The sequence below is a fragment of the Enterobacter sp. Li2LvB3 genome, assembly GCF_056156645.1.
Map to the genome: position 1 here is coordinate 92496 of NZ_JBSICG010000006.1, position 26972 is coordinate 119467.

21 protein-coding genes, 6 tRNA genes, 1 other RNA gene and 1 pseudogene are annotated in these 26972 nt (G+C 50.9%); 13 read left to right on the top strand and 16 right to left on the bottom strand.

Annotated elements, in window-relative coordinates; translation table 11 throughout:
• Positions 1-3 precede the first annotated feature (3 nt).
• Together ACS603_RS07045 and ACS603_RS07050 are read left to right on the top strand one after the other, a co-directional pair.
• Positions 4-1260: a nucleoside permease gene (locus ACS603_RS07045; protein ID WP_474944006.1), complete on the top strand. Its 1257-nt coding sequence runs from the start codon at positions 4-6 to the stop codon at positions 1258-1260.
• 68 nt (positions 1261-1328) lie between these two features.
• Complete coding sequence (locus tag ACS603_RS07050; RefSeq protein WP_182061931.1) at positions 1329-2216, top strand: LysR family transcriptional regulator; 888 nt, start codon at positions 1329-1331, stop codon at positions 2214-2216.
• An 84-nt stretch (positions 2217-2300) separates the two neighbouring features.
• Here ACS603_RS07050 and ACS603_RS07055 read toward each other — a convergent pair.
• The 5 genes from ACS603_RS07055 to ACS603_RS07075 form a co-directional block, all read right to left on the bottom strand.
• A non-coding RNA gene (locus ACS603_RS07055) (RtT sRNA) lies at positions 2301-2426 on the bottom strand.
• A gap of 29 nt (positions 2427-2455) precedes the next feature.
• Positions 2456-2531 (bottom strand) — tRNA-Lys (locus tag ACS603_RS07060).
• A 4-nt stretch (positions 2532-2535) separates the two neighbouring features.
• Positions 2536-2611 (bottom strand) — tRNA-Val (locus ACS603_RS07065).
• Positions 2612-2641: 30 nt separating this feature from the next.
• Positions 2642-2717 (bottom strand) — tRNA-Val (locus ACS603_RS07070).
• A 42-nt stretch (positions 2718-2759) separates the two neighbouring features.
• Positions 2760-2835, bottom strand: a tRNA-Val gene (locus tag ACS603_RS07075).
• 258 nt (positions 2836-3093) lie between these two features.
• On the opposite strand from ACS603_RS07075, the gene gltX reads away from it, so the two are divergent.
• Positions 3094-4509: a glutamate--tRNA ligase gene (gene gltX / locus ACS603_RS07080; RefSeq protein ID WP_315686368.1), complete on the top strand. Its 1416-nt coding sequence runs from the start codon at positions 3094-3096 to the stop codon at positions 4507-4509.
• 43 nt (positions 4510-4552) lie between these two features.
• Here the strand turns inward: gltX and ACS603_RS07085 are convergent, their stop codons facing one another.
• Complete coding sequence (locus ACS603_RS07085; RefSeq protein ID WP_182061929.1) at positions 4553-4948, bottom strand: YfeC-like transcriptional regulator; 396 nt, start codon at positions 4946-4948, stop codon at positions 4553-4555.
• 1 nt (position 4949) lies between these two features.
• Positions 4950-5306, bottom strand: a complete 357-nt coding sequence (locus ACS603_RS07090; protein WP_182061928.1) for a YfeC-like transcriptional regulator — start codon at positions 5304-5306, stop codon at positions 4950-4952.
• Between the two features lie 217 nt (positions 5307-5523).
• Here ACS603_RS07090 and ACS603_RS07095 point away from each other — a divergent pair.
• The 3 genes from ACS603_RS07095 (at position 5524) to ACS603_RS07105 (ending at position 8120) form a co-directional block, all read left to right on the top strand.
• A tRNA-Ala gene (locus ACS603_RS07095) sits at positions 5524-5599 on the top strand.
• A 41-nt stretch (positions 5600-5640) separates the two neighbouring features.
• A tRNA-Ala gene (locus tag ACS603_RS07100) sits at positions 5641-5716 on the top strand.
• A gap of 214 nt (positions 5717-5930) precedes the next feature.
• On the top strand, positions 5931-8120 hold the full coding sequence (locus ACS603_RS07105) for a sensor domain-containing phosphodiesterase (RefSeq protein ID WP_474944007.1): 2190 nt from the start codon (positions 5931-5933) through the stop codon (positions 8118-8120).
• 43 nt (positions 8121-8163) lie between these two features.
• Here ACS603_RS07105 and ACS603_RS07110 read toward each other — a convergent pair whose 3' ends face one another.
• Positions 8164-9351, bottom strand: coding sequence for a NupC/NupG family nucleoside CNT transporter (locus ACS603_RS07110; RefSeq protein WP_182061926.1), 1188 nt, complete (start codon positions 9349-9351; stop codon positions 8164-8166).
• Positions 9352-9701: 350 nt separating this feature from the next.
• On the opposite strand from ACS603_RS07110, the gene ACS603_RS07115 reads away from it, so the two are divergent.
• Positions 9702-10940, top strand: a complete 1239-nt coding sequence (locus ACS603_RS07115) for an Nramp family divalent metal transporter (RefSeq protein WP_182061925.1) — start codon at positions 9702-9704, stop codon at positions 10938-10940.
• 34 nt (positions 10941-10974) lie between these two features.
• Here ACS603_RS07115 and ypeC read toward each other — a convergent pair whose 3' ends face one another.
• Together ypeC and ACS603_RS07125 are read right to left on the bottom strand one after the other, a co-directional pair.
• A complete protein-coding gene (ypeC, locus tag ACS603_RS07120; RefSeq protein WP_182061924.1) occupies positions 10975-11310 on the bottom strand; it encodes a DUF2502 domain-containing protein YpeC in 336 nt (111 codons plus the stop codon).
• A gap of 126 nt (positions 11311-11436) precedes the next feature.
• On the bottom strand, positions 11437-12435 hold the full coding sequence (locus tag ACS603_RS07125) for an aldo/keto reductase (RefSeq protein ID WP_474944008.1): 999 nt from the start codon (positions 12433-12435) through the stop codon (positions 11437-11439).
• A gap of 184 nt (positions 12436-12619) precedes the next feature.
• Between ACS603_RS07125 and ipdC the strand changes: the two genes are divergently transcribed.
• Positions 12620-14278: an indolepyruvate decarboxylase gene (gene ipdC, locus ACS603_RS07130; protein WP_474944009.1), complete on the top strand. Its 1659-nt coding sequence runs from the start codon at positions 12620-12622 to the stop codon at positions 14276-14278.
• On the opposite strand, the gene ACS603_RS07135 is transcribed toward ipdC, so the two are convergent.
• Positions 14279-15514 (bottom strand): ion channel protein, encoded by a 1236-nt coding sequence (locus ACS603_RS07135; RefSeq protein WP_474944010.1) that lies wholly within the window; start codon positions 15512-15514, stop codon positions 14279-14281. It lies immediately after the preceding gene.
• A 204-nt stretch (positions 15515-15718) separates the two neighbouring features.
• On the opposite strand from ACS603_RS07135, the gene glk reads away from it, so the two are divergent.
• Positions 15719-16684, top strand: a complete 966-nt coding sequence (gene glk, locus ACS603_RS07140) for a glucokinase (protein ID WP_474944011.1) — start codon at positions 15719-15721, stop codon at positions 16682-16684.
• A 37-nt stretch (positions 16685-16721) separates the two neighbouring features.
• Here the strand turns inward: glk and ACS603_RS07145 are convergent, their stop codons facing one another.
• Together ACS603_RS07145 and ACS603_RS07150 are read right to left on the bottom strand one after the other, a co-directional pair.
• Positions 16722-17453, bottom strand: a complete 732-nt coding sequence (locus ACS603_RS07145) for a LytR/AlgR family response regulator transcription factor (RefSeq protein ID WP_166716470.1) — start codon at positions 17451-17453, stop codon at positions 16722-16724.
• Between the two features lie 13 nt (positions 17454-17466).
• On the bottom strand, positions 17467-19164 hold the full coding sequence (locus ACS603_RS07150; protein ID WP_182061919.1) for a sensor histidine kinase: 1698 nt from the start codon (positions 19162-19164) through the stop codon (positions 17467-17469).
• Positions 19165-19550: 386 nt separating this feature from the next.
• Between ACS603_RS07150 and alaC the strand changes: the two genes are divergently transcribed.
• A complete protein-coding gene (gene alaC / locus ACS603_RS07155; protein WP_182061918.1) occupies positions 19551-20774 on the top strand; it encodes an alanine transaminase in 1224 nt (407 codons plus the stop codon).
• A gap of 65 nt (positions 20775-20839) precedes the next feature.
• On the opposite strand, the gene ypdK is transcribed toward alaC, so the two are convergent.
• From ypdK to ACS603_RS07170, 3 genes are all read right to left on the bottom strand, one after another.
• The gene (gene ypdK / locus ACS603_RS07160; RefSeq protein WP_099458937.1) at positions 20840-20911 is read right to left on the bottom strand and encodes a membrane protein YpdK; all 72 of its coding nucleotides are present in this window, start codon (positions 20909-20911) and stop codon (positions 20840-20842) included.
• A gap of 340 nt (positions 20912-21251) precedes the next feature.
• Positions 21252-22172, bottom strand: a complete 921-nt coding sequence (gene lpxP / locus ACS603_RS07165; protein ID WP_182063443.1) for a kdo(2)-lipid IV(A) palmitoleoyltransferase — start codon at positions 22170-22172, stop codon at positions 21252-21254.
• 308 nt (positions 22173-22480) lie between these two features.
• Entirely contained in the window at positions 22481-22957 is a 477-nt protein-coding gene (locus tag ACS603_RS07170; protein WP_474944012.1) for a WbuC family cupin fold metalloprotein, read from the bottom strand.
• Positions 22958-23122: 165 nt separating this feature from the next.
• Here ACS603_RS07170 and ACS603_RS07175 point away from each other — a divergent pair.
• The 3 genes and pseudogenes from ACS603_RS07175 (at position 23123) to tssC (ending at position 26965) form a co-directional block, all read left to right on the top strand.
• Positions 23123-24086 (top strand): annotated as a pseudogene (locus ACS603_RS07175) (diguanylate cyclase).
• A gap of 799 nt (positions 24087-24885) precedes the next feature.
• A complete protein-coding gene (gene tssB, locus ACS603_RS07180; RefSeq protein ID WP_474944013.1) occupies positions 24886-25383 on the top strand; it encodes a type VI secretion system contractile sheath small subunit in 498 nt (165 codons plus the stop codon).
• A gap of 34 nt (positions 25384-25417) precedes the next feature.
• On the top strand, positions 25418-26965 hold the full coding sequence (tssC, locus tag ACS603_RS07185; protein ID WP_474944014.1) for a type VI secretion system contractile sheath large subunit: 1548 nt from the start codon (positions 25418-25420) through the stop codon (positions 26963-26965).
• The last annotated feature ends 7 nt before the right edge of the window (positions 26966-26972 follow it).

Sequence of the window (26972 nt, forward strand, 5' to 3'; positions counted from 1 at the left end):
GTTATGAACATCACGACCCGATTAAAGATGATGTCCTTTATGCAATATTTTATCTGGGGGAGCTGGCTGGTCACGCTGGGCTCCTACATGATTAATACCCTACATTTTACCGGCTCAGACGTGGGGCTGGTCTATAGCTCCAAAGGGCTTGCGGCGATCATTATGCCGTCCCTGGTGGGCATTATTGCCGATAAATGGCTGCGTGCAGACCGGGCCTATATGATTTGCCATCTCGTGTGTGCGGTTGCACTCTGCTATGCCGCGCATGTCAACGAACCCGGCCTGATGTTCTGGGTGATGCTGGTCAATGCGATGGCGTTTATGCCCACGATTGCGTTGTCGAATACGCTCTCTTATTCCTGTCTTGAGCAGGCCGGGCTAGATACGGTGAGCCATTTTCCACCGGTACGCGTGTACGGCACGGTGGGCTTTATTGTAGCGATGTGGGCAATCAGCCTGATGGGGGTTGAGCTCAGTAATGTTCAGCTCTACATTGCTGCGGGGGCCTCACTGGTGCTAGCCCTTTACTCCCTGACATTGCCTAAAACCCCGGTAGTGAAGAGCAAATCAGCCCCGACGCTTGCAAGCAAACTGGGCCTGAATGCTTTTGTGTTGTTCAGACAGCCGCGAATGGCCATCTTTTTCTTGTTCGCGATGCTGCTAGGTGCGGTGCTGCAAATCACCAATACCTTCGGCAGCCCCTTCCTGCACGATTTTGCGCGTAACCCGGAGTATGCGGACAGCTTTATCGTTAAATATCCGTCGATATTGCTCTCTGTTTCGCAGATGTCTGAAGTTTTCTTCATCCTGACAATTCCGTTTTTCCTGAAACGCTTTGGTATTAAAACCGTAATGCTGATGAGCATGGTGGCCTGGATGCTGCGTTTTGGGTTGTTTGCCTTTGGCGACCCGTCTGCGGTGGGATTTGTTTTGCTGATGTTGTCGATGATTGTCTATGGCTGCGCCTTTGATTTCTTCAACATCTCAGGTTCGGTATTTGTGGAGCAAGAGGTGACGCCGGACATCCGCGCCAGCGCCCAGGGCTTGTTTATGACCATGGTGAACGGCGTTGGGGCGTACGTGGGGTCGATCCTGAGCGGGATGGCGGTGGACTATTTCTCCGTTGATGGCGTGAAAGACTGGCAGACCATCTGGCTGGTATTTGCGGCTTACGCATTGATCCTGGCGGTGGTGTTTTTTCTGAGTTTTAACTATCGACACGCGGGTAAAAACAACGCGTTGCGCACAGCGACGCATTAAAACGGGTTGTTACTGACGCGAAAAGATTTAAGGTGAGGTATTCAGTGCTTTCTCCGGGATATGTTTTGATGGAACGCGTCTACCGAACCGACCTTAAACTCCTGCGCTATTTCCTGGCCGTGGCGGAGGAGCTGCATTTTGGGCGGGCAGCGGCTCGCCTGAATATGTCGCAGCCTCCGTTAAGCCTGCATATCAAGGAGCTGGAAAGCCAGCTCGGAACACTGCTTTTTATTCGTCACTCCCGCAGCGTTGCGTTGACCCATGCCGGGAAAGTGCTGATGGAGGAGTCACGTCGGCTGCTTACCAGTGCGAATCAGGCGCTGGCCCGGGTCGAACAAATTGGTCGCGGTGAGGCAGGGCGCATCGAGCTTGGCATTGTGGGAACGGCAATGTGGAGTGAAGTGCGTTCAGTTATGCGAACGTTTTTAAAAGAGCACCCGAACGTGGACGTGGTTTTTCGCGAGAAATCACCGGTTATGCAGATGGCATTGCTTGAACGGTGTGAGCTGGATGTGGGGATCTGGCGTATGGCCACGGAACCTGCCCCGGGGTTTACCAGTATTCGCCTGCGTGATGCCGCGTTTCTGGTGGCGATGCCGGAAGATCACCGGTTAGTCAGCAGCTCGGCGATCTCACTTTCAGAGCTGCAAAATGAATATTTTGTCACCATGCCGTCGGCGCATTCAGACTGGGCCTTTCTCCAGCGAGTGTGTCAACAGGCGGGATTTTCGCCGATGATTGTCCGTGAGGCCGTTGAGCCGCAGACGGTTCTGGCGATGGTCAGTATGGGTATGGGGATTACGCTTGCGGCAGACAGTTACGCGCAAATGCAGTGGCCCGGTGTGGTATTTCGCCCGTTGAAAGAGCGTATACCGGCAGATTTATACGTGGTGTATGACGAGAAGCAGGCAACACCGGCGGTGGAGAGGTTAGTCGCCACACTGGTTGAAGGATAAAGAATTTGTATTAGGCCGGAATCGCAGGTTCGAATCGTTCAAATCGCAGATAGCAAAAAAGCGCCTTTAGGGCGCTTTTTACATTGGTGGGTCGTGCAGGATGACTCGCTTCGCTCGCCCTTCGGGTCGTCGCCGTAAACGGCTCCGCTGCCTCACGTTGTTCGGCTCGAACCTGCGGCAGGTTCGAATCGTTCAAATCGCAGATAGCAAAAAAGCGCCTTTAGGGCGCTTTTTTACATTGGTGGGTCGTGCAGGATTCGAACCTGCGACCAATTGATTAAAAGTCAACTGCTCTACCAACTGAGCTAACGACCCGAAATGGTGGGCGATGACGGGCTCGAACCGCCGACCCCCTCCGTGTAAAGGAGATGCTCTACCAACTGAGCTAATCGCCCATTTCGGAACTGCTATCGATAAGGTGAGAATGGTGGGCGATGACGGGCTCGAACCGCCGACCCCCTCCGTGTAAAGGAGATGCTCTACCAACTGAGCTAATCGCCCATTCTCAATTCTTATCTACACTGCGAGTCTACGTGAAGTAGATGGTGGGTGATGACGGGCTCGAACCGCCGACCCCCTCCGTGTAAAGGAGATGCTCTACCAACTGAGCTAATCACCCCCGCTGTGTGGAGTCGCATTATAGGGAGAGTTGAAAATGAGTCAACGCATTTTCTAAAGTTTTTATTCGTTCGTCGTAAAATTAAACAAAACGATCGCGAAATGGACTATTGCGCATGATTTCTAAACAAAAACAGCAAACTCGAACCCGATACAGGGATCAACATTGAGGAATCGCCCCACAGTGATAGAATATTGCCCATTGTTTTTTTCCCAGGATTTGCCGATTGCCGGCATCTTTATAACGTAAGGCCATTTCATGAAAATCAAAACTCGCTTCGCGCCCAGCCCGACAGGCTATCTGCACGTCGGTGGTGCACGTACTGCTCTCTATTCCTGGCTTTTCGCACGCCACAATAAGGGCGAGTTCGTGCTGCGTATTGAAGACACCGATCTCGAGCGCTCCACGCCGGAAGCAATCGAAGCCATTATGGATGGGATGAACTGGCTGAATCTGGAATGGGATGAAGGCCCGTATTTCCAGACCAAACGTTTTGACCGCTATAACGCCGTGATTGATGAAATGCTGGTCGCGGGCACGGCATATAAATGCTACTGCTCTAAAGAACGTCTGGATGCTCTGCGTGAAGAGCAAATGGCGAATGGCGAAAAACCACGTTACGACGGCCGTTGCCGCCACGACCACAGCGAACATGCTGTGGATGAGCCTTGTGTTGTGCGTTTTGCCAACCCGCAGGAAGGTTCTGTTATCTTTGACGATCAGATCCGTGGTCCGATCGAATTCAGCAACCAGGAGCTGGATGACCTGATCATCCGTCGTACCGACGGCTCGCCAACCTATAACTTCTGCGTTGTGGTAGATGACTGGGATATGGAAATCACTCACGTTATCCGTGGTGAAGACCATATCAACAACACCCCACGTCAGATCAACATCCTGAAAGCACTGAATGCGCCTGTCCCGGTATATGCGCACGTTTCTATGATCAACGGTGACGACGGTAAAAAACTGTCTAAACGTCATGGTGCGGTTAGCGTAATGCAATACCGTGATGACGGCTATCTGCCGGAAGCGTTGCTGAACTACCTGGTTCGCCTGGGCTGGTCCAGTGGTGACCAGGAGATCTTTAGCCGTGAAGAGATGATCAATCTGTTCTCCCTGGGCGCGGTCAGCAAATCCGCCAGTGCGTTCAACACCGATAAACTGCTGTGGCTGAACCACCACTACATCAACACCATGCAGCCAGAGTACGTTGCGACTTACCTGCAATGGCACATCGAACAGGCAAACATCGATACCCGCACTGGCCCTGAGCTGGCGGAACTGGTGAAACTGCTTGGCGAGCGTTGCAAAACACTGAAAGAGATCGCCGAAAGCTGCCGTTACTTCTATGAAGAGTTCGACGAGTTTGATGCCGATGCGGCCAAGAAACACCTGCGTCCGGTTGCGCGTCAGCCACTGGAAGTCGTGCGTGACAAACTGGCGGCGATTACCGAGTGGACCGCTGAAAATGTTCACCACGCGATTCAGGCGACCGCCGATGAACTGGAAGTGGGCATGGGTAAAGTGGGGATGCCTCTGCGCGTGGCAGTAACAGGCGCTGGTCAGTCACCTGCACTGGATGTCACCGTTCATGCTATTGGTAAAACACGCAGCGTCGCGCGTATTAACAAAGCACTGGGCTTTATTGCTGAGCGTGAAAGCCAGCAGTAATTGCGCGTAAGGTAAGAAAAACGGCAGGGAAACCTGCCGTTTTTTATGCGTGCAATTCAGTAATTCCGAGGCGGGTAAGAAATCCCTGAAGACCTTCCCGGGTCAATAATACCTGAAGTCGTTCTTGCTCAATCAGCGTTAAATTTTCAAGAGAGTCGATGATTTGGGGAAGTAAGCCAGACGATTTTGGTTCCCCGTATAAAGAGGGCGCTTCTGCCAGTTGATAGATAGCCTGGCGGTTACGGATGGCTGGAATGCTCATGATATGCTCGCGAACGCGGGCATCAATATGAATTAACCGTGCGCGTCCGCCTTTTACCCCGTTAATGCCTTCCGTTTTCCATCCTTGTTGCCGAATCCAGCGATTAACGGTTTGCCGGGCAACACCTAAACTATCGGCCAACTCTTCGGTCGTCATTTTACTGCGTAATCTTTTCATATCAGCTCTGTTCGCGTATCCCTAAACGTTGCAATAATCCGGTAATCCCTTCCCGCAGTAACAGAGATGTTAGCTGCTTTTGCTCATCCGGCGTCATTTCATTTGCCAGCGTCAGAAGTAACGTGTGCAGCGAACGGTCATGGTTTTCAGGCATATCAGGTGTGTCCGACGCCCGGCGAGCGCTGTGAATAAAATCCCGAACTTGTTCATTGACATGCACCAGCCGCGCCTTGCCACCCTGTACTCCTGGCTTAGGCGATGTAATCCAACCCTCTTTGCGTACCCATTTATTGATGGTCTGGCGGCTATAGCCAGTGAGCAGGGCTAACTCTTCTGGCGTCATTCGTTCCTTGATCATGCAATTGCCTGAATAATAGTAGGGTTAATTAGTGGTTCATTTTATAGCACCGTTTTACGTGAAAACGTGACAGGCTTAACTCCTGACTGCGAGCAGGTACGCAAAGTGATTCATTTGCATGATTTTTCGACGATTGGTTCAAAGCGATCGATTTTGCCGTTGACACTCCGCGGCGGAATTCATATTATGCCGCCCGTCAACATGACAGCTTTACGATGGGGCTATAGCTCAGCTGGGAGAGCGCTTGCATGGCATGCAAGAGGTCAGCGGTTCGATCCCGCTTAGCTCCACCAAACTCTGAACCCAACAGAGTGCGGTATGTAAAGTAACATGTGGGGCTATAGCTCAGCTGGGAGAGCGCTTGCATGGCATGCAAGAGGTCAGCGGTTCGATCCCGCTTAGCTCCACCAAAATTTAAACCCTCGTCGAAAGACGGGGGTTTTTTTATGCTTTTGTAACATCCACGCACGGCTTTTGTTGCAAGTGATGGTGTTTTCCTATACTTCGCCTCAATCCAGCTTAAGAAAGCGGTCTATTTATAGACTTGATCTTGCTTCGCGCAATTAATAAACCTATTATCCGTCCGGTCAATGAATAATAGCGGAAAATAGTTTATTCACCTTAATGAACAGTAAAAATGTCAATAATGTAAAGATATTTATGATAGCGTTGCTGCTTTGTCTGATTGCGGTTCCGTTTTCTCGTTATATCTCACCGCGAGCAATAGTTAACGGTCATGATGTTTATTTGGCATGGTTACCATTAAGTGTAATGCTGGCCGTGATTTTATTGTTTGGCCGCCGCGCAATTATTCCCATCCTGTTAAGTTTTACTGCTACTAATATTTACAGTATTAATTTAGCACCGCTACAATATTTAGTTTTGCTGTTTTGTCAGACTTTCTCCGTCTTTGCCGCTTGTGGTGTGATCCGTCTGGTGCTGGGCAAGCGCTGGCGCCACAGTGTGCCCAATAAGTACATCGGTCTTCGTATATTCTGGCTCGGATTTATGGTTCCGGTAGGCATTAAGCTATCGATGTATCTGGCTGGCTACTTATTTGATTTTCCTGTGACTATCTCCACCTACTTCGGCGAAGGTAGTGCAATTTATAACGTTGTTGATATTCAAAGTCTGATATGTGCGGCGCTCATATTTACAATGATGTTCTATTACCCCTTAAGAATGATAATTAGTCCCCGGTATGCAGTAGCATTCTGGCGGCAGAGTCTTAAACCATTACTCTTGAATAAAAAACCTATTTATAGAGTAATTTGGCTAATGGTTTTGATGTTTATTGTTGCAGTTTTGTGTGCTCCACTGGAGTCACCGATAATTGCGGGATATTTAATGCCAATCATCTTTATCCTCTTTACGCTTGGGATCAGCCGCATGAGCTATGCGGTTATCTCGCTGCTGTGGGCGACATCGGCACTCTTACTGCTAACGTACAATTATAACTTCCTCAATGGGGTGGAATCGGGATACTCCCTCTCCTTTATCCTGTCGGTGCTGATCTCTTTTGCTATTTGTTTGCTCTATATGTCGAGGATTTATCGACACAGTGAATGGATGAAACAAGGCTGGCAGAAGAGGGCATTAACCGATCCTCTAACGGGTCTGCCCAACATTCGTGCGCTTGAGGATTACCTGTATCTCCATCCTGATGCGAAGATCTGCTGCCTGCGGATGGACAACCTGGAGTTCCTGAGTCGCCACTACGGCATTCTCATGCGTGTGCATTGCAAGCGCATGATTACGGCCTCCCTCCAGCCGCTAATGCAGAAAGATGAACAACTGTTCCAACTGCCAGGCAGCGAACTGGTGCTGGTTCTGCTGGGGCCGGGAACGGCTGAACGCTTGCAGCATATGGTTGATCAGCTGAACAGCCGTAAAATTTTCTGGAACAACACCGGGCTGGATATTGAGTTTGGTGCATCATGGGGCGAAATTGAAAACGGTGAAAAACTCCATCACACCCTGGGGCAGCTAAGCTGGCTCTCTGAACAGTCTTGTGCAACGCATAATGTGCTGGCCCTGACCAACAGCCTTGAAACTGTTTCAGGGCAAACCACCGATAGAGTGCTGATGTTGGGGCGTATCAAACGCGCCCTCGACGCGGGCGGTATCCGCTTGTACGCCCAGCCGATCCAGAATGCTGCCGGAAAGGGCTATCACGAGATCCTGACGCGGCTCGAGAGTGATGGTGAAATCATTACGCCTGACCGTTTTATCCCGCTGATTGCCCAGTTCAACCTGAGTCATCGGTTCGACCTGAGCGTGGTTGAGAACTTACTGGCATGGCTGCGTGATAACCCGGTATTGCATGACAAAACCCGGTTTTCCGTTAACCTCATGCCGTTGACGCTGATGCAAAAAGAGGTCGCGACCGAGATTATCTCGCTCTTCGAACACTATCTGGTTCCGCCTCATGCTGTTGTGATTGAGATAACCGAAGAGCAGGCGTTCTCGAATTCAGAAACCAGTATCAAGAACATTCAGCAACTGAGGGACTACGGTTTCCGTATTGCGATTGATGACTTTGGCACAGGATATGCCAATTACGAGCGCCTCAAGCGACTTCAGGCCGATATCATCAAGATAGATGGCTGTTTCGTAAAAGATATCTGTAGCGACAGCATGGATGCAATGATTGTGCAGTCAATTTGCAATCTGGCGAAAACGAAGTCGTTATGTGTGGTTGCCGAATTTGTTGAAACGCCGGAACAGCGCGAGATGTTGCTCCGCTTTGGCGTGGACTATTTGCAGGGATATCTGCTGGGTAAACCTCTGGCGCTTAGCGAACTGCAGGCATAAAAAAACCAGGAGCACAGGCTCCCGGTTTTGTTTTCGATCCGGATTACAGTACCAGTGCTGCGATAGAAGCAGACAGTACGCTCACCAGGGTAGAACCGTAAACCAGTTTCAGACCGAAGCGAGAAACCACGTTACCTTGCTCTTCGTTCAGACCTTTAATCGCACCCGCGATGATGCCGATAGAAGAGAAGTTGGCGAAGGAAACCAGGAACACAGAGATAATACCTTCAGCGCGCGGAGAGAGCGTGCCGGCAATTTTCTGGAGATCCATCATCGCAACAAATTCGTTGGAAACCAGTTTGGTGGCCATGATGCTACCAACCTGTAATGCTTCGCTTGCCGGAACACCCATTACCCACGCAATCGGATAGAAGATGTAGCCGAGGATACCCTGGAAGGAGATACCCAGAACCGCAGCGAACAGTGCGTTCAATGCAGAAATCAGCGCGATAAAGCCGATAAGCATAGCTGCAACGATAATCGCAACTTTGAAACCTGCCAGGATGTACTCACCTAACATTTCGAAGAAGCTCTGACCTTCATGCAGATTTGCCATCTGGAGGTTCTCTTCGCCCTCTTCAACGCGGTATGGGTTGATAAGAGACAGCACGATAAAGGTGCTGAACATGTTCAGAACCAGAGCTGCAACAACGTATTTCGGTTCCAGCATCGTCATGTACGCACCCACAATAGACATGGAAACGGTAGACATTGCCGTGGCTGCCATGGTGTACATACGGTTGCGGGACATTTTGCCCAGAATGTCTTTATACGCAATGAAGTTCTCAGACTGACCCAGGATCAGGGAACTTACTGCGTTGAAGGATTCCAGTTTGCCCATACCGTTGACTTTAGACAGTACAGTACCAATAGCGCGGATAACGACAGGCAGAACACGGATGTGTTGCAGAATACCAATCAGCGCAGAGATGAAGACGATAGGGCACAGCACTTTCAGGAAGAAGAATGCCAGGCCTTCGTCGTTCATTTTACCGAAAACAAAGTTAGTCCCTTCGTTGGCGAATCCGAGCAGTTTTTCGAACATTTCGGAGAAGCCTTTCACGAAGCCAAGCCCCACGTTGGAGTTCAGGAAGAACCACGCGAGTAAAACTTCAATGACGAGAAGCTGAACAACATAGCGGATGCGGATTTTTTTGCGGTCATGGCTGACCAGCAATGCAAGCGCAGTAACGACAACGAGTGCCAGGACAAAGTGAAGGACGCGGTCCATATTTGCTCCAAATTTGAGGCAGGTTTAATTTCCGTGCACATTCTATGTAACAAGCGTAAAGAAAACGAGATCAAAGCCACACTATAGTCACATCCTGTGACGAGTCTCAAAAATAGTGATCAACAATACATTTTTGTTATGTTGAGTAAATTAGTGAAAAGTTAAGTTTGTGTGCTACGCTTCACAAAAGACTGCGCGAATCCACATTCTGTGGGGTCGCACCAGCGAAGCTGCCCTTCTATCGTTCAAAGCTATCAGAGAAATCACTCAAAACGTTTTAAATGATCTTGATAATCATTCTCATTTTGTTAGCATCAAACATAGCAAAGGCTATATTTCCAGAGGCAGAAATGACAAACAGTCGCGTAGAGGGTAGCAGTGGCAGAGCAGCGCGCAAGTTGCGGTTCGCATTAATGGGACCTGCGTTCATTGCTGCCATTGGCTATATCGATCCGGGTAATTTTGCGACCAATATTCAGGCCGGGGCGAGCTTCGGCTATAAGTTGCTGTGGGTTGTCGTCTGGGCGAACCTGATGGCAATGCTGATTCAGATGCTTTCCGCAAAGCTTGGGATCGCCACGGGTAAAAACCTGGCAGAACAGATCCGCGACCATTATCCGCGTCCCGCCGTCTGGCTTTACTGGATCCAGGCTGAAATCATTGCAATGGCAACGGATCTGGCTGAATTTATCGGGGCGGCTATCGGGTTCAAACTGATACTGGGCGTTTCTCTGTTACAGGGCGCGGTGCTGACCGGGATTGCGACTTTCCTTATCCTGATGTTGCAGCGTCGTGGGCAAAAGCCGCTTGAAAAAGTGATTGGTGGTCTGCTGTTGTTTGTGGCTGCGGCTTATATTGTTGAGTTAATTTTTTCGCGGCCTGACCTGGCGCAGTTAAGTAAAGGGATGGTTATCCCAAGCCTGCCAACCTCTGAAGCCGTATTCCTGGCTGCGGGCGTTCTGGGCGCTACTATAATGCCGCACGTGATTTACCTTCACTCTTCTTTAACGCAGCACCTGCACGGCGGGACGCGCCAGCAGCGTTATTCCGCAACCAAATGGGATGTTGGTATCGCAATGACGATTGCCGGTTTTGTGAATCTGGCGATGATGGCAACTGCCGCCGCCGCGTTTCATTTTAACGGGCACACGGGCATTGCCGATCTTGATGAGGCGTATCTGACGCTGGAACCCTTGCTGAGCCATGCGGCTGCCACGGTATTTGGGTTGAGTCTGGTTGCTGCGGGCCTGTCTTCGACCGTGGTGGGAACCCTGGCAGGGCAGGTGGTGATGCAGGGGTTCGTGCGCTTTCACATCCCGCTGTGGGTGCGCCGTTCAGTCACCATGCTGCCATCATTTATCGTTATCCTGATGGGGCTTGATCCAACGCGTATCCTGGTAATGAGCCAGGTATTGCTGAGCTTTGGTATTGCACTGGCACTGGTTCCGCTGCTGATCTTTACCAGCGACAAATCCCTGATGGGCGATCTGGTGAACACTACGCTTGTGAAACGCACTGGCTGGGCCATTGTGGTTGTGGTGGTGGCGCTCAACCTGTGGTTGTTGGTCGGGACGATACTGGGATTATAGAAATAAGAAAGGAGCCAACAGGCTCCTTTCTGTTTTAGTGGTGGTGACCATGGCCGTGGCCACGACCCCATCCTCCGCGACGATCGTCACGGTCGTCCCACCCTTCGCGATAGCCGCGCTCGTAGGCTTTACGGTTATCCCAGCCACGATGGCGACCATTATCATGTCTCCACCAGCGATCTCTACGCCATTCATAATGACGATTCCAGTAATCACGGTCACGCCAGCCGCCACCGTCCCAGTAGTTACCGTAATTATCGCGATCGCCAATTTGTAATTTTACTGATGGCAACAGGGTGATTTCGCCCGCATTTGCAACCAGCGGCGCCGCAGCCATTAAAACCGCAGCCAGAATCAGTGACCTGAACATACTCTTCTCCTTCACGATCGGGGCCGTCGTGCGGCCTGTTAACGCAATATTACGGGGCGGTAAAGCCCCGTTTCATCGCCTCAACTCCTAAATCACAAATGAGAGCACGTTTTGCTAAAAATGGTTTTAATTTGACCGGTTCAGAATATCGTCGATGGTGGTCAGCTCTTGTGGGGAGAAATGACGATTCTCGAGCATCCCGACCGCATCATCAATTTGCGACGTTTTACTCGCGCCAATCAGTACGGACGTTACCGCATCGTGGCGCAATACCCACGCCAGTGCCATTTGCGAGAGTTTCTGGCCGCGGTTTTCCGCCAGCGTGTTCAGCGCGACGACCTTTAACCGTTTTTCTTCGGTTAACTGGTCGGGGTTAAGGAACTTACTGCCGCTCGCCGCGCGTGAATCCTGTGGAATTCCGTGCAGATAGCGGTTAGTCAGTTGGCCACCTGCCAGCGGCGAGAAGGGAATACACCCGACACCTTTCTCTTTCAGGACGTCCAGTAATCCCTCTTCCGGCGCGCGCTCAAACATGGAGTATTTAGGCTGATGGATAACACAAGGCGTATCGAGATCGTTAAGAATATCGATCGCTTTACGCGCCAGTTCCGCCGGATAGTTCGATAAACCAACGTACAGTGCTTTCCCCTGACGCACCACGTGATCAAGTGCTTTCATTGTCTCCTGAAGTGGCGTTTCAGGATCAGGGCGGTGGTGATAGAAGATATCGACATATTCAAGCCCCATACGCTTAAGGCTTTGATCCAGACTTGAAATCAGATATTTGCGTGAGCCCCAGTCGCCGTAAGGGCCGTCCCACATGGTGTAGCCTGCTTTGGTGGAAATTATTAACTCGTCACGCCAGGGCAAAAAATCTTCCTGCAAAATGCGCCCGAAATTGCGCTCGGCTGAGCCAGGAGGTGGTCCGTAATTGTTGGCAAGATCAAAATGGGTGATGCCCAAATCGAAGGCCCGCTGTAAAAGTTGGCGGCTGTTTTCAATGAGCGTGGTGTCACCAAAGTTATGCCAAAGCCCCAGAGAGATGGCCGGTAATTTAAGCCCGCTCTGTCCACAACGGTGATACTGCATTGACTGATAACGATTTTTGTCAGGCTGATAACCCATTCTCGTGACCTCTGGTGCTAAAAAGATAAACGAGTGTATACGTTTACATTCGCGTGAAGAAAAAGAGCATAACGCAGCCTTTTTTGTAAAGCATTCTTTCCATGTCCATCTTATTGCCAATTCTGGACAGCCATCACGCTTCTTTAATACTCAAAGTGAGGTCAACATAAGAAGGATACCTGTCATGCGTACCCCATACTGCGTCGCCGATTACCTGCTGGACCGTCTTACAGATTGTGGAGCCGATCATCTGTTTGGCGTGCCAGGCGACTATAATTTGCAGTTTCTCGACCACGTGATAGACAGCCCGGATATCTGTTGGGTGGGCTGTGCAAATGAGCTGAATGCATCTTACGCCGCTGACGGCTATGCCCGATGTAAGGGTTTTGCCGCGCTGCTGACGACGTTTGGCGTCGGCGAGTTAAGTGCCATGAACGGCATTGCTGGCAGCTTTGCTGAGTATGTTCCGGTGTTGCACATTGTGGGTGCGCCTGGCATGGCTTCTCAGCAACGAGGTGAGTTGTTACATCACACTCTGGGTGATGGAGACTTCCGTCATTTTTACCATATGAGTGAGCCTGTCACTGTCGCCCAGGCGATCCTTACCGAACAAAATGCCTGTTACGAAATAGACCGGGTACTCACCACGATGCTGCGTGAACGCCGTCCAGGCTATCTGATGTTACCCGCTGATGTGGCAAAAAAAGCGGCCACCCCGCCTGTAACCGCTCTCACTTTTAAGCCTGCTCATGCGGATAATGGCTGTCTTAAAGCATTTCGTGAGGCTGCCCAGAACCGGCTTGCCTGCAGCAAACGAACGGCTCTGCTGGCAGATTTTCTGGTCCTGCGCCACGGGCTGAAGCACTCGCTTCAGAAGTGGGTGAAAGAGGTACCGATGGCGCACGCAACCATGCTGATGGGCAAGGGGATTTTTGACGAGCGCCAGCCGGGCTTTTACGGTACGTACAGCGGGTCGGCAAGTGCTGATGCCGCGAAAGAGGCAATTGAAGGCGCGGATACGGTCTTGTGCATCGGCACGCGTTTTACCGATACGCTGACCGCCGGATTTACGCATCAGCTTACTCCGGCGCAAACCATCGAAGTTCAGCCTCATGCTTCACGCGTGGGGGATATCTGGTTTACTGGTATTCCGATGATCCAGGCGATAGAAACGCTGGCCGAGCTTTGCAAACAGCACATTTCCGGGCCGGTTGCGCCTGCTATTCATCATTCATTTTCACCGACGGCGCAGGGCAGTGAACTGACCCAGGAAAGTTTCTGGAGCACGCTGCAAACCTTTATCCGGCCCGGTGACATCATCCTGGCCGACCAGGGGACCTCTGCCTTTGGTGCATTCTCGTTGCGCTTACCTTCTGATGTGAATTTTATCGTTCAGCCACTCTGGGGATCGATTGGATACACGCTGGCCGCCGCATTTGGTGCTCAGACGGCTTGCCCTCAGCGCCGCGTGATTGTGCTTACGGGTGATGGCGCCGCACAACTGACCATTCAGGAGATGGGCTCTATGCTGCGCGATAAACAGCGGCCCATCATTCTGGTGTTAAACAACGAAGGCTATACGGTGGAAAGGGCGATCCACGGGCCAGAGCAGCGGTACAACGATATTGCCTTGTGGAACTGGACGCAGATCCCGCAGGCACTCAGCCTGAATCCGCAGGCCGAGTGCTGGAGAGTGAGCGAGGTTGAACAACTGGCGGACGTGCTGGAAAAAGTGGCGCACCACGAGCGGCTTTCGCTGATTGAGGTCATGCTACCGAAAGCCGATATCCCGCCGCTGCTTGGTGCAATCACTAAGGCCCTGGAGGCGCGCAACAGAGCCTGATTATTTGTCGTTTCGCCAGGCCATCATCATCGGTTTGCCCGCCAGCAGGAGCCAGGCGGGCAACATCACAATACATAACAGCGGGATAAGCGTGGCGTCTGGCACCACCACGGCGGCCATAAACAGGCTGAGCCATGCATCGCGCGTCACAACCAGAACCAGCCCCAGAATAGAACACGACACCGTAATCGCTGCCGGAACAGCATCCACGTGCTCGTGCAGCATCAGCCCCAGCGCCACGCCGACAAATACCGCCGGGAAGATACGCCCGCCACGAAAACCACACGCTGCCGCCACAACCAGCGCGGCCAGTTTCACCAGCGCAAACAGCAGATAATCTGACACGCTAAACACCTGACTGAAGGCCAGCTGCTGCATCTCATCCAGACCTTTAAACAGCGTTACCGGTCCGCCGATAGCGCCAAGAATGCCAAGAATAAGACCGCCGACACCCAGCATCAGCACCGGATGTTTAAGCTTATGCATCAGGCGATGCAGGCGTGGAAGGCACCACACTGCAACCATCCCCAGTGCAATGGCAATGGCAACCACGATGGCGCCACTGAAAATATCGGCAATCTGCATTTGCCCGTAGTGGGGCAACGAGAGTGAAAAATGCGGGTGGTAAAACAGGCTGGTGGTTAACGCGCCTGCGGCGGCGGCCATCAATGGGGCAAAGAGTCTGTCCCAGAGAGGCACATCGCTATTGCCACTGAGCGTCTGAGAGAAAATCAGCGCAGCGGCAACGGGAGTACCAAACAACGCGCCAATGGTGCCTGCGGAAGCAAGGATAGTCCAGTCCAGCGCGCCAACGCGAGGAAGGATACGCGAGCCAAGAAACACCGCCAGGGCGATATTCACCGCCATAATGGGATGTTCTGGCCCCAGGCTAACGCCGCCCGCAAGGCCAGTAATCAGCGCAATGAGCAGCCCCGGCAACGCCGATGGGTTGACGGGCGCGCTAATTAACGGCTCCAGAGCCGGGTCAGGCCCCGCATGACCCGGGCTAAACCGAATCACCAGGCCTACAGCAATACCGGTCAGCGTCAGCATCAATACTATCCACACAGGGGAGTCGATGTTGATGCCGAATTGTGCCGGGATAGTAGTCCATAACATTGTTTGCAGCACCGACGCGACCTTCATCACGACGATGAGCACAAGGCTTGAGGCAATACCAATGATGAGCGCCGGGATAGCCAATAGCAGCATGGTTCTGGCTCGCGGGTGGAGCATGATGATTTCCTTGTACAAAACGTATGGTGTTACTTTGCACAATCAACTTTGTGGCAATAGTGCAAAAGATGCTGAAACGGTAAAGTTATTCTGTGACGAAGATCGATAATCCTGGGGCGCCCGCCTTCAGGTCGTTGTTGTTATTCAGCCTTGAATTTACAGTGTCCCAAAGATTTATTCTGACTTTAGCGGAGCAGTAGAAGAATGACAAAGTATGCTTTAGTAGGTGATGTGGGTGGGACCAACGCACGTCTTGCACTCTGCGATGTAAACACCGGTGAGATTTCCCAGGCGAAGACCTATTCAGGGCTGGATTATCCAAGCCTTGAGGCCGTGGTACGCGTCTATCTTGATGAGCATAAGATAAGCGTTGAGGACGGTTGTATTGCCATTGCCTGCCCGATTACTGGCGACTGGGTGGCAATGACCAACCATACCTGGGCATTCTCTATCGCAGAAATGAAAAAGAACCTCGGTTTTTCACATCTTGAAATCATTAATGATTTCACTGCGGTTTCGATGGCGATCCCGATGTTAAAGCCAGAACACCTGATTCAGTTCGGTGGCACCGCCCCAGTCGAAGGTAAACCGATTGCCGTCTATGGCGCAGGAACCGGTCTGGGTGTGTCGCATCTGGTGCACGTTGATAAGCGCTGGGTCAGCCTGCCGGGCGAGGGTGGTCACGTTGATTTTGCGCCAAACAGCGAAGAAGAGGGCATTATTCTCGAAGAACTGCGTGCTGAGATTGGTCATGTGTCCGCTGAGCGTGTGCTTTCTGGTCCCGGGCTTGTGAATCTCTATCGTGCGATTGTGAAGTCTGACGGTCGTCTGCCTGAAAACCTGCAACCGAAAGATGTCACCGAACGCGCGCTGGCAGACACCTGCATCGACTGTCGTCGTGCGCTGTCGCTGTTCTGCGTCATCATGGGGCGTTTTGGTGGCAACCTGGCGCTGAATCTCAGCACCTTCGGCGGCGTGTACATTGCGGGCGGCATCGTGCCGCGCTTCCTCGATTTCTTTAAAGCCTCTGGCTTCCGCGGTGGGTTTGAAGACAAAGGTCGTTTCAGAAGCTACGTTCAGGACATTCCGGTGTACCTGATTGTGCACGATAACCCAGGCCTGCTGGGTTCTGGCGCGCATTTGCGTCAGGTTCTCGGCCAGGTGCTCTGAGTCGTGTTCCCCTCTCCGGCGGGAGAGGGGAAAGCCCTTACAGGTGCATGAGCTGGCGAAACTCTTTCACTTTGCTGCGGCTCACCGGCACCTGAAAATCGAGATCTTTCAGACGCAAAATATAGGTGTTGTTAAACCAGGGTTCGATCTCGCGGATCTTATTTAAATTCACGCAAAACGAACGGTGGCAGCGGAAAAAGTGCGCGGCCGGCAGTTTGCTGCAAAACTCGGTGATGTTCATCGCCATCACGTACGATTCGCGCCGGGTATAGACAAACGTCATCTTCTCATGCGCTTCGGCATAGTAGATATCGTCTATCGGCGTCACGATTATCCTCTCATCCTTGACCAGATTAATGGTGTCATTTTCACGCGTTGCCGGGCTTGTGTTCACGGGTGCCGCCTGCTGCTGCCATGCTGCTTCCAGCTTTTGCAACATACTCACAATTCGTGACTCCTGGTAAGGTTTGAGAATGTAGTCAAACGCTTCCAGTTCAAAGGCTTCTACAGCGTGCTCTTTCCAGGCGGTGACAAACACAATAAACGGCTTATGGGCGAATTGATTGATGTTCTGCGCCAGCAACACGCCGTCCAGCGAAGGGATGTTGATATCCAGAAAAATCGCGTCGACCCGGTTGTGCTGCAAAAATTTCAGTACGTCGAGGCCATCTTCAAAGGTGCCCACGATCTCCATCTGGCTGTGGGTTTTAATCAGCCAGCTCAGCTCTTGTTGAGCCAGAAATTCATCTTCTACGATGATGACTTTCATGCGTTACTCCTGCCTACGGCAACAGGGATGTCGGCGCATGAACGGGTGAGCGTTCATTCGGGACGTAAAAAGCGATTTCAGTGCCAGGCTCAAGACGGTGAATGTGCAGCCCATCGCCATACAACAGTTTGACGCGGTGATGCACGTTCAGTAACCCAATCTTATTACCGGGCATTTCGTTGGACTTAACGCGCTCAATGACTTTGGGATCGATGCCGTGGCCGGTATCGCGAACCGAAATGCGGACGCGATTTCCGCTCTCGGCCACGCTAATTGTCACCACGCCTTTGCCTTTGCGCGGCTGGATACCGTGGACAATGGCGTTTTCGACCAGTGGCTGAATCAACAGGCTTGGGATCACACAGTTAACCTCTTCATCGATATCGTAGATGACCGTCAGCTTGTCACCAAAGCGTGCCTGCTCAATGGCGATGTAGTCTTTAATTTGATACAGCTCTTTTTTGATGTCTATCTGCTCATCGTCCTTCAGTTCGATGTTGTAGCGCAGATAGCGTGACAGATTGAAAATCAGCTGGCGCGCGGTGTCTGGATTCAGCCGGATGGACGAGGAAATTGCGTTCAGCGCGTTAAACAGGAAATGGGGATTAATTTTACTTTGCAGCGCGCGCAACTCTGCCTTATTTGCCATTTCTCGCAGTTGTTCGGCGCGAGAGACTTCAAGCTGGGTCGAAATGATTTGCGACAGGCCGATAGCCATTTCCTGAAGCGACGAGGTTATCTGGTGCGCATGACAGTAGTAAATTTTCAGCGTGCCGGTCACCACACCTTTCTCCCACAGCGGGATCACTAGCATGGAGTGAATTTCAGGAGTTCTGTAGGCTTCATCATTGTTTTTAATAATGATTTTCCCGTAATTAATCGCCTGTCGTGTGGTAGGACTAACGGTGTCATCGTTATCGCGATAGTTATGCTCGCCCACACCTACGTAGGCCAGCACATGATCGATATTGGTGATCGCAACGGCATCGGCGTGAATATCGCGGCGGATAATATCGCAGACCTGACGCAGTGACTCGGCGTTGACATGGCGGAACAGTGGCAGCGTTTTGTTGGCAATATCGAGCGCCAGCTTAGCCTGGCGCGCCGCGCTGGCCTCTTTCTCACCTTCAACACTCTGCACCAGCAGCACGATAAAGCCGATGCAGACGCTTCCCAGAATCATCGGAATACCAATTTTCGAGACAATATCCAGCCCAAGATCCGTGGTGGGCGCCCAGGCCACCACCAGGATCATGGTCAGTGTTTCACACGCCATGCCGGCGATGATCCCTGCGCGCCAGTGCTGCTTTTTCGGTATTTTGCGGTTGATACAGCCGGAAAGCACTCCGGCGATAATACTGGTGATAAAGCAGGGAATGGCGGTGACGCCGCCAATATCAATCAGGTAACGATGTGTCCCTGCGATGAGGCCTGTGATAATCCCCACCCACGGGCCAAATAAGATCCCGCCGGACATGACGGCGATGATGCGCACGTTCACCAGTGAGCCTTCAACCGGGACGCCGGACCAGGTGCTGAACAGGGCGAACATCGAGAAGATGGCCGTGACGGCCAGCAGCTCTTTGGGCGAGTGGGCGGATTTATGTAAAAGCTCGCGGAACAGGCGAATGCGGATCAGGAAAAACAGGCAGATCAGCATTAATGCCGCGCGGTCAAAAACCGCCAGGAGCATATCGAATATTTCGTGCACGGGTGAACCTGGGAAATCGGGAAAAAGCTATGATAAAAAACCTGGCACCTAATGACCAGCTATCCATCTGCTTTATCAAATGAGGAAAAACCATAATTTCCAAAGGGGATTATGAGAGGGTTCCTGAATCGGGCCGGGTTTATCGCACGCGGCAGAGTTAAGGTAACGTATTTGATATCATTGTGTTAAATAACAGGTATTAAAAATGCGCATTTAGACTTTGCTGTTCCGCTTTTATGCGCAGCAGCATTCCCGTTTTAGCGCGAAATATTTTTTTTATTTTCCCTCTCGACAGCACGTTTTTTTTCAGGTTATTTTCTAAGCACGCCACATACGTGGCAGCGTCGCTCGGACGGTCCGGGCGCTAACGTGAATCTGAGGAACCTATGGCTGACTCCAGTCCTGAACGCCGTTTTACGCGTATCGATCGTTTACCCCCTTATGTTTTCAATATCACTGCTGAACTGAAAATGGCTGCGCGTCGGCGTGGCGAAGACATTATCGATTTCAGCATGGGTAATCCTGACGGCCCTACACCACCGCATATTGTCGAGAAATTATGTACGGTTGCCCAGCGTCCTGATACGCATGGCTACTCGACTTCCCGCGGTATTCCTCGTTTACGTCGTGCGATCTCCCGCTGGTATCAGGATCGCTATCAGGTCGATATCGATCCTGAAAGCGAAGCCATTGTGACCATCGGTTCAAAAGAGGGGCTGGCGCACCTGATGCTGGCAACGCTGGATCACGGTGATACCGTTCTGGTGCCAAATCCAAGCTATCCCATTCATATTTACGGGGCCGTGATTGCCGGCGCGCAGGTTCGCTCTGTGCCGCTGGTGGAAGGCGTAGACTTTTTCAATGAACTCGAACGCGCTATCCGCGAAAGCTACCCAAAACCGAAGATGATGATCCTCGGTTTCCCGTCAAACCCAACGGCGCAGTGCGTTGAACTTGAGTTCTTTGAGAAAGTGGTCGCCCTGGCAAAACGTTACGACGTGCTGGTGGTTCACGATTTAGCCTATGCCGATATTGTGTATGATGGCTGGAAAGCACCTTCAATTATGCAGGTGCCTGGTGCGCGCGATGTGGCAGTCGAGTTCTTCACTCTTTCCAAAAGCTACAATATGGCCGGCTGGCGTATTGGCTTTATGGTCGGTAACAAAACGCTGGTGAGTGCCCTGGCCCGCATTAAGAGCTACCACGACTACGGTACTTTTACCCCGTTGCAGGTGGCGGCAATTGCCGCGCTGGAAGGCGACCAGCAGTGTGTGAAAGACATTGCCGCGCAGTATAAACGCCGCCGCGATGTGCTGGTCAAAGGCCTGCATGAGGCGGGGTGGATGGTAGAAATGCCGAAGGCATCAATGTATGTCTGGGCGAAGATCCCTGAGCCGTATGCGGCGATGGGATCGCTGGAGTTTGCTAAAAAGATGCTACACGACGCGAAAGTCTGTGTTTCCCCGGGCGTCGGCTTTGGTGATTATGGTGATACCCACGTGCGTTTTGCACTGATCGAAAACAGCGATCGTATTCGCCAGGCGGTGAGAGGGATTAAGAGCATGTTCCGTGCTGATGGGCTGCTGACATCGAAGGGCGGCAGCGAGTAAGCCGCGTTGTCATGACATAAAAAAAGGAGCCAACGGCTCCTTTTTTTTTGACTGCATTCACTTTGCTAGATCATGAGAGCAAAGGTTCCGGCCCAGACTAAAACAATCACCGAAATGCCCATAAAGAAATATTTCACGTTTCATCGCTCCGCGTATCTTATGGTACGCATTGAAAAACAGAGTCCACCTGATGTTAGAGAACTGAAATTGGGCTGCTCACAAAGCCGCTAACTTCAGCTCAGAATTCTGCGCCTTCCTGTTGCCAGACGGCGCTAATGTACGCCTAAATATGGGGGGTGACAAGAGGGGTTTTTTTAAATAATTTCCGACACTTACGAGTGTCGTGGAACGGCGACAGTTTGATTTCAACACGCAATAAATTCCCGTTGAGCGACGTAAGAAAAAAACAGTTACTCAGGGTAATTACAGGTGATTGAAAAGGTTAGTTTCTTAGCGAAACTAACCTTCAAAAAGGGCTTAGATATAGAGCGAAGATTCGCCAAGCGGGCGGGTTTTGAAGCGGCGGTGCATCCACAGATATTGCTCAGGCGCACGCATGATCTCTTTTTCGATCACTTTGTTGATAAACACAGCGGCTTCGCATTCGTTTTCCGGGTAGTTAGCCATTTCCGGGGAAATGTGCAGACGATAGCCCGACTTATCCGCTTTTCTCACCATCGTCACGGTTAACATGGCGGAGCCTGACAAACGTGAAATCACGAACGTACCGTTGGTGGTCGCTACGTTTTTAACCGCAAAGAATGGTGCAAAGCTGCTGCCTTTACGCCCGTAATCCTGATCGGGAGCAAACCAGACGGCTTCGCCTTTTTTCAGTGCGCCAACCATACCACGCAGGTTATTACGGCTGATCATCGCTTTGTTGGAACGCATACGCCCGCGAGTTTGTACCCACTCCATCAGCGGGTTGTTGTGCGGACGGTAGGTTGCCATCATCGGCTGGCAAAGACCCATTACGCGGCCACCCAACTCCAGTGACATAAAGTGCACACCAACCACCATTACGCCACGGTTCTGCGCCTGCGCGCGCTTCAGGTTTTCCAGACCTTCAACGTCAAACCATTTGCGGACACGCTCGTCGGGCCAGAACCAGGCCATACCCGTTTCGAGCAACGCCATACCAATGGATTTGAAGTTTTCGGAAATCAGTTTTTCGCGTTCGTGCGCATTGTACTGAGGGAAACACAGCTCAATATTTTTGCGGGCGATGGATTCACGGCGCTTAAGGAAGTGACGTGATGCGCTGCCCAGTTTCGAACCCAGTAAACGAAGTACCGGATAAGGAAGTTGAACCAACAGCCAGAGGACGCCAAGACCAAACCAGGTAAACCAGTAACGCGGGTGTAAAAACGCGCGTTCGAATTTGGATTGAGACAAAATAGTGAAACCTATGTGAAGCCAGTAAAGGTAGCGCAGACATCGCGATACGTCGTGCCTATAAGACCATATATTGAGGTGATGGTTGCAGGCTTTACCGATCTTTACGGCGTCACCTGTCCACTGCCGATGTTGGCTGGCGGCGTAATGTAGCACCCTTATACGATATGTGCTATTGATCGTTTTTGATTAAAAAAGCGGCAAATCTGGACGTGCTTGATTTGACTGGGCAAGGGGCGCATTTTTTGTTCATAAAATAGCCCGCAGTAACATAACTTTCAGATTCATGCGGGCTATTTCTTGTTGCGGGATTATTGGTTAAACGCGTTCGCACCGGGCTGTACGTGCTTATACCATTCCATCAGTTCCGCAGTTCCGGCTTCGCCTTCTGCGGGGGCCCAGGCGGCGAAATCCTCAGCGGCAACCGGCTGATAGCCACCGTGTTTGACTTCAAAGATCACTCCGCCATTATCCAGCGACAGCACTGCGTGCCAGGTACCGGCTTCCATCTCCAGTGCCATGCACTCTTCGCCTAAAACCACGCGGCGCGTGACGTTTCCGTTGTCGTCAAAATTCAGCACCACAAACCGCCCGCTGAGTGGAATCAGCAGCTCAAAGGTATGCGGGTGACGATGAGGACGCACGTAAGTGCCTGGCTCCATCGCAATGGCCAGACGCTGTACGGGGTCGATCAGCTCCGGATGAAAATTGCGGTGGGCACGTAAGCGGGGGGAGTTTGCAGCCGCTTCACTTTGTTGCTTCAAATCGCTGACGGTGATTTGTTTCATTTAAGTCGCCTGAGGTGAGTTCAGTAACAGAGTCTGGAAAGTGCTGAAGAGTGTAAGTGAAGGGGATATTGGTGGGGAAGGTATTCCTGTCTAATTATCAAAACATACCTGAATGCTACTGCGATAGCGGATTTCGGTCACGACTTACCCTGAGAGGCCAGAAATATGGAAACTTATCTACAAATAGTGAGGGATGAGTGGATCCAGCTTATTAATGACACTGACCCTCGGTTACATCAGCTTGCAACGGACATAGCCAGTGAACACGCGTTAATATTGAGCAGGGAGTTCTATAGCATTGTTCTGGCAGATCCTAACGTCGCTGAGTTTTTAATCACAGATCAAGTTGAAAAACAGCTGCGTGAGGCACTTAGCCTCTGGCTTATCGATGTTCTATCCTGCACGACATAACAGGTTGAGGAGCAGATGCGAGCGTAGCAGCATGCCTATGTTTTCAGTGAGAACAGCGCTGCAAAAGATGACGAAAACTATCGGATATTCTCGTTGATGGAGAATGCTGAAGAAGAGAAAGAACGCCAGACCGCCGCACTGTTGACCTGGGAGATGACCCTTCTTTGTAAAGAGATGCTGGTTTCCAGTATGGGCAACAGCCGACCACTCGGGTGGTCTGACTTCGGGCTATAGTTTAGCCACAAAGGACGCCATTACTTCAGCGGAATTGCTGAGGCGGGCCATATCTCCCGCCTGATCCAGAAGTTTGACCAGACATTTTATGAAATTCGCCAGCCGCGCCGGTACACTCCTGTCAACGCTGCTTATCGATGTTGATAAGTTCAAGCAAATCAATGGTACCTGGGGGCACAACACGGGGGATGAGATACAGCGCAAAGTGGTGGGTGCGTTTTACGATAACGTCCGCACCTGCGATTACGTTTTTCGCTATGGCCGCGACGAATTCCTCATTGTGCTGACCGAGATAACCGAGGCCGATACGCTTTGTCGAGCGGATCCGCCGGCGCGTGGAGAAAATTAAGGTAAACGCACCACGGGCGAGACTATCCCGCTTTCTCTTTTCATTGGCGCGGCGATGTTCAACGGGCACCCTGATTACGAATGTCTGATTCAGGCGGCGGATGAAGCGCTGTATGGCGCGAAACGACGCGGGTGAAATTGCGTGGAGTCGTGGAAAGCGCCGTGATGGGTGGAAAGATGTTTGGATGATGAATCTATGGATCATGGACAGGCCAGGATTTATGCAATTGAGCAGCTTAAATCGCAGGGCTCGAGTAATGTTATGGCAAACGAGACAGATGCGCTGCGGATAAGAAAGTTATAGGTTATCGGATGCGGGAAAACGGATTGCATCGCGTGAAATATTGACTATTGGCAATTGCCTAACCTCGTACACTTCCAGCTTGAGCCTATTAGCTCTCCAGTATTTTAACGAGACATAACCCCGACGATATTTCTTACGCTTTCTCCATCACTATTATTATGTCGCTTATATAAAGCAAGGTCATGGCTAACAGGCTTCCTGGACCGATACCCGTACATCTTTCTGTGGAATACGGTGTGAGGAAATTATCGTTGGCTTAACGATCATGAATTCAGTTTCCCGGACATTTCTTTTTATCTCATGCCGCTTTTAATCTATATCTTTGAAAATCCACTTGGCGTACCTAATTAATTTATATTGATTTAAATCAAATTAATGCGACTTCGTAATAAATTGCTCGGATTTTTTAACTTCGCCGACATAAATAATTGCTAATGGCATTTCTGGTGGTTGCTTTTGCTAGCTTGTCAGCAATATTCACCATTCGTCACTAGCAGAAAATTCTTAAGTAATTTCTTATTTCGGACTAATGATCGGTTAATTTGATATTAATTCGATCATTATCCCGTTATCGAGTATAAATAGCTGTAAAGTTCAACGTGTGAACAGCTATAAATCGAGGGATGATGAGATGGCTGACAGTTTCCAGAATGAAGTGCCAAAGGCACGTATTAACCTAAAACTTGATCTGCACACTGGCGGAGCAAGCAAGAAAACCGAACTTCCTCTGAAATTACTTGTTGCGGGCGATTTCAGTAATAGTCAGGAGTCCGCTCCAATATCAGAGCGTAAAAAAGTTAATCTGAATAAAAATAACTTTGATGCTGTGCTTTCCGAATATTCCCCAAATGTAAGTCTTACCGTTAAGAACACTCTTGCTGGCGACGGCAGCGAAGAAAGCGTCAATCTGATATTCCAGAGCATGAAGGATTTCTCCCCAGAACATGTCTCCCGGCAAATACCACAGTTAAAGGCCATGCTTTCCATGCGTAATTTGCTGCGTGATTTAAAAGCGAATCTGCTGGACAACCAGGCTTTCCGAAAAGAGCTGGAAAAAATTCTGCTGGATCCGGCATTAAGCGCAGAACTCAGGGCCGAACTGACAGCCCTCTCCCCGAAACAGCCATAACGGTCACGATGTTTTAACGGATTAATAAAGGAATATGCTGATGTCTGTAAAAAATGAGAATGCCGCTGGTGGCGAGAGTGTGGTGCTTGAACACCCTGTCTCGGGTGGTGTTTACGCGTCCCTGTTTGAAAAAATCAATCTGAAGCCGGTCTCTGAGCTGAGTGCGCTGGACATCTGGCAGGACGTGCAGGCGATGTCGGATGCGACTGCGGATGAACGTTTAACGGCCAGTATGCAGGTATTTCTTGAGTGCCTGACAAAATCGGGCTCAAAAGTTGAAAAACTCGATAAAAACCTGATTGACCATCATATCGCTGAGCTGGACTACCAGATTAGTCGCCAGCTTGATGCAGTCATGCACCATGAAGAGTTTCAGGCTGTAGAGAGTCTGTGGCGAGGCGTGAAGTCGCTGGTAGATAAAACTGATTTTCGTCAGAACGTGAAAATCGAATTACTTGATATGTCCAAAGAGGATTTGCGTCAGGATTTCGAAGACAGTCCGGAAATTGTCCAAAGTGGGCTGTATAAACAGACTTATATTGATGAGTACGATACCCCGGGCGGAGAACCTCTTGCTGCGCTGATTTCTGCATATGAGTTTGATGCATCAGCACAGGATGTCGCCCTACTGCGCAATATCTCTAAAGTTTCTGCTGCTGCGCATATGCCATTTATCGGTTCAGCGGGTCCAAAATTCTTCCACAAAGACTCAATGGAAGATGTTGCTGCCATCAAAGATATCGGAAACTACTTTGATCGCGCTGAATATATTAAGTGGAAATCTTTCCGCGAAACAGATGACTCGCGCTACATAGGCCTGGTGATGCCGCGCGTATTGGGTCGTCTGCCATATGGCCCGGACACTGTACCGGTACGCAGCTTCAATTATGTCGAAGAAGTGAAAGGACCCGATCACGATAAATACCTGTGGACTAACGCCTCGTTTGCGTTCGCTTCTAACATGGTTCGCAGCTTCATCAACAACGGCTGGTGTGTGCAAATCCGTGGCCCACAGGCTGGAGGTGCCGTCCAGGATCTGCCTATCCATCTTTATGACCTCGGTACTGGCAATCAGGTGAAGATCCCATCTGAAGTGATGATCCCTGAAACCCGCGAGTTTGAATTCGCCAACCTCGGTTTCATTCCGCTGTCCTACTACAAAAATCGCGATTACAGCTGCTTCTTCAGCGCTAACTCCACTCAGAAGCCGGCTATGTATGACACCGCCGATGCGACGGCAAACAGCCGCATCAACGCGCGTCTGCCTTACATCTTTCTGCTGTCGCGCATCGCGCATTACCTGAAGCTGATTCAGCGTGAAAACATCGGTACCACCAAGGACCGTCGTCTTTTGGAGTTGGAGCTGAACACCTGGGTTCGCAGTCTGGTGACTGAAATGACCGATCCGGGCGATGAGTTGCAGGCCTCTCACCCGCTTCGCGACGCGAAAGTGGTGGTGGAAGATATTGAGGACAACCCGGGCTTCTTCCGTGTGAAGCTGTACGCCGTGCCGCACTTCCAGGTGGAAGGGATGGATGTCAATCTGTCGTTGGTTTCCCAGATGCCGAAAGCCAAATCCTAAGGCGAGG

Bases quoted from the DNA above. Each gene is read 5' to 3' on its own strand.
- tssB (WP_474944013.1), top strand. From the start codon at position 24,886: ATGGCTGACAGTTTCCAGAATGAAGTGCCAAAGGCACGTATTAACCTA.
- ACS603_RS07110 (WP_182061926.1), bottom strand. From the start codon at position 9,351: ATGGACCGCGTCCTTCACTTTGTCCTGGCACTCGTTGTCGTTACTGCG.
- ACS603_RS07045 (WP_474944006.1), top strand. From the start codon at position 4: ATGAACATCACGACCCGATTAAAGATGATGTCCTTTATGCAATATTTT.
- ACS603_RS07105 (WP_474944007.1), top strand. From the start codon at position 5,931: ATGAACAGTAAAAATGTCAATAATGTAAAGATATTTATGATAGCGTTG.
- ypeC (WP_182061924.1), bottom strand. From the start codon at position 11,310: ATGTTCAGGTCACTGATTCTGGCTGCGGTTTTAATGGCTGCGGCGCCG.
- ACS603_RS07085 (WP_182061929.1), bottom strand. From the start codon at position 4,948: ATGAAAAGATTACGCAGTAAAATGACGACCGAAGAGTTGGCCGATAGT.
- glk (WP_474944011.1), top strand. From the start codon at position 15,719: ATGACAAAGTATGCTTTAGTAGGTGATGTGGGTGGGACCAACGCACGT.
- ACS603_RS07090 (WP_182061928.1), bottom strand. From the start codon at position 5,306: ATGATCAAGGAACGAATGACGCCAGAAGAGTTAGCCCTGCTCACTGGC.
- ACS603_RS07050 (WP_182061931.1), top strand. From the start codon at position 1,329: ATGGAACGCGTCTACCGAACCGACCTTAAACTCCTGCGCTATTTCCTG.
- tssC (WP_474944014.1), top strand. From the start codon at position 25,418: ATGCTGATGTCTGTAAAAAATGAGAATGCCGCTGGTGGCGAGAGTGTG.
- ACS603_RS07135 (WP_474944010.1), bottom strand. From the start codon at position 15,514: ATGCTCCACCCGCGAGCCAGAACCATGCTGCTATTGGCTATCCCGGCG.
- alaC (WP_182061918.1), top strand. From the start codon at position 19,551: ATGGCTGACTCCAGTCCTGAACGCCGTTTTACGCGTATCGATCGTTTA.
- gltX (WP_315686368.1), top strand. From the start codon at position 3,094: ATGAAAATCAAAACTCGCTTCGCGCCCAGCCCGACAGGCTATCTGCAC.
- ACS603_RS07145 (WP_166716470.1), bottom strand. From the start codon at position 17,453: ATGAAAGTCATCATCGTAGAAGATGAATTTCTGGCTCAACAAGAGCTG.
- ipdC (WP_474944009.1), top strand. From the start codon at position 12,620: ATGCGTACCCCATACTGCGTCGCCGATTACCTGCTGGACCGTCTTACA.
- ACS603_RS07115 (WP_182061925.1), top strand. From the start codon at position 9,702: ATGACAAACAGTCGCGTAGAGGGTAGCAGTGGCAGAGCAGCGCGCAAG.
- ACS603_RS07170 (WP_474944012.1), bottom strand. From the start codon at position 22,957: ATGAAACAAATCACCGTCAGCGATTTGAAGCAACAAAGTGAAGCGGCT.
- ACS603_RS07125 (WP_474944008.1), bottom strand. From the start codon at position 12,435: ATGGGTTATCAGCCTGACAAAAATCGTTATCAGTCAATGCAGTATCAC.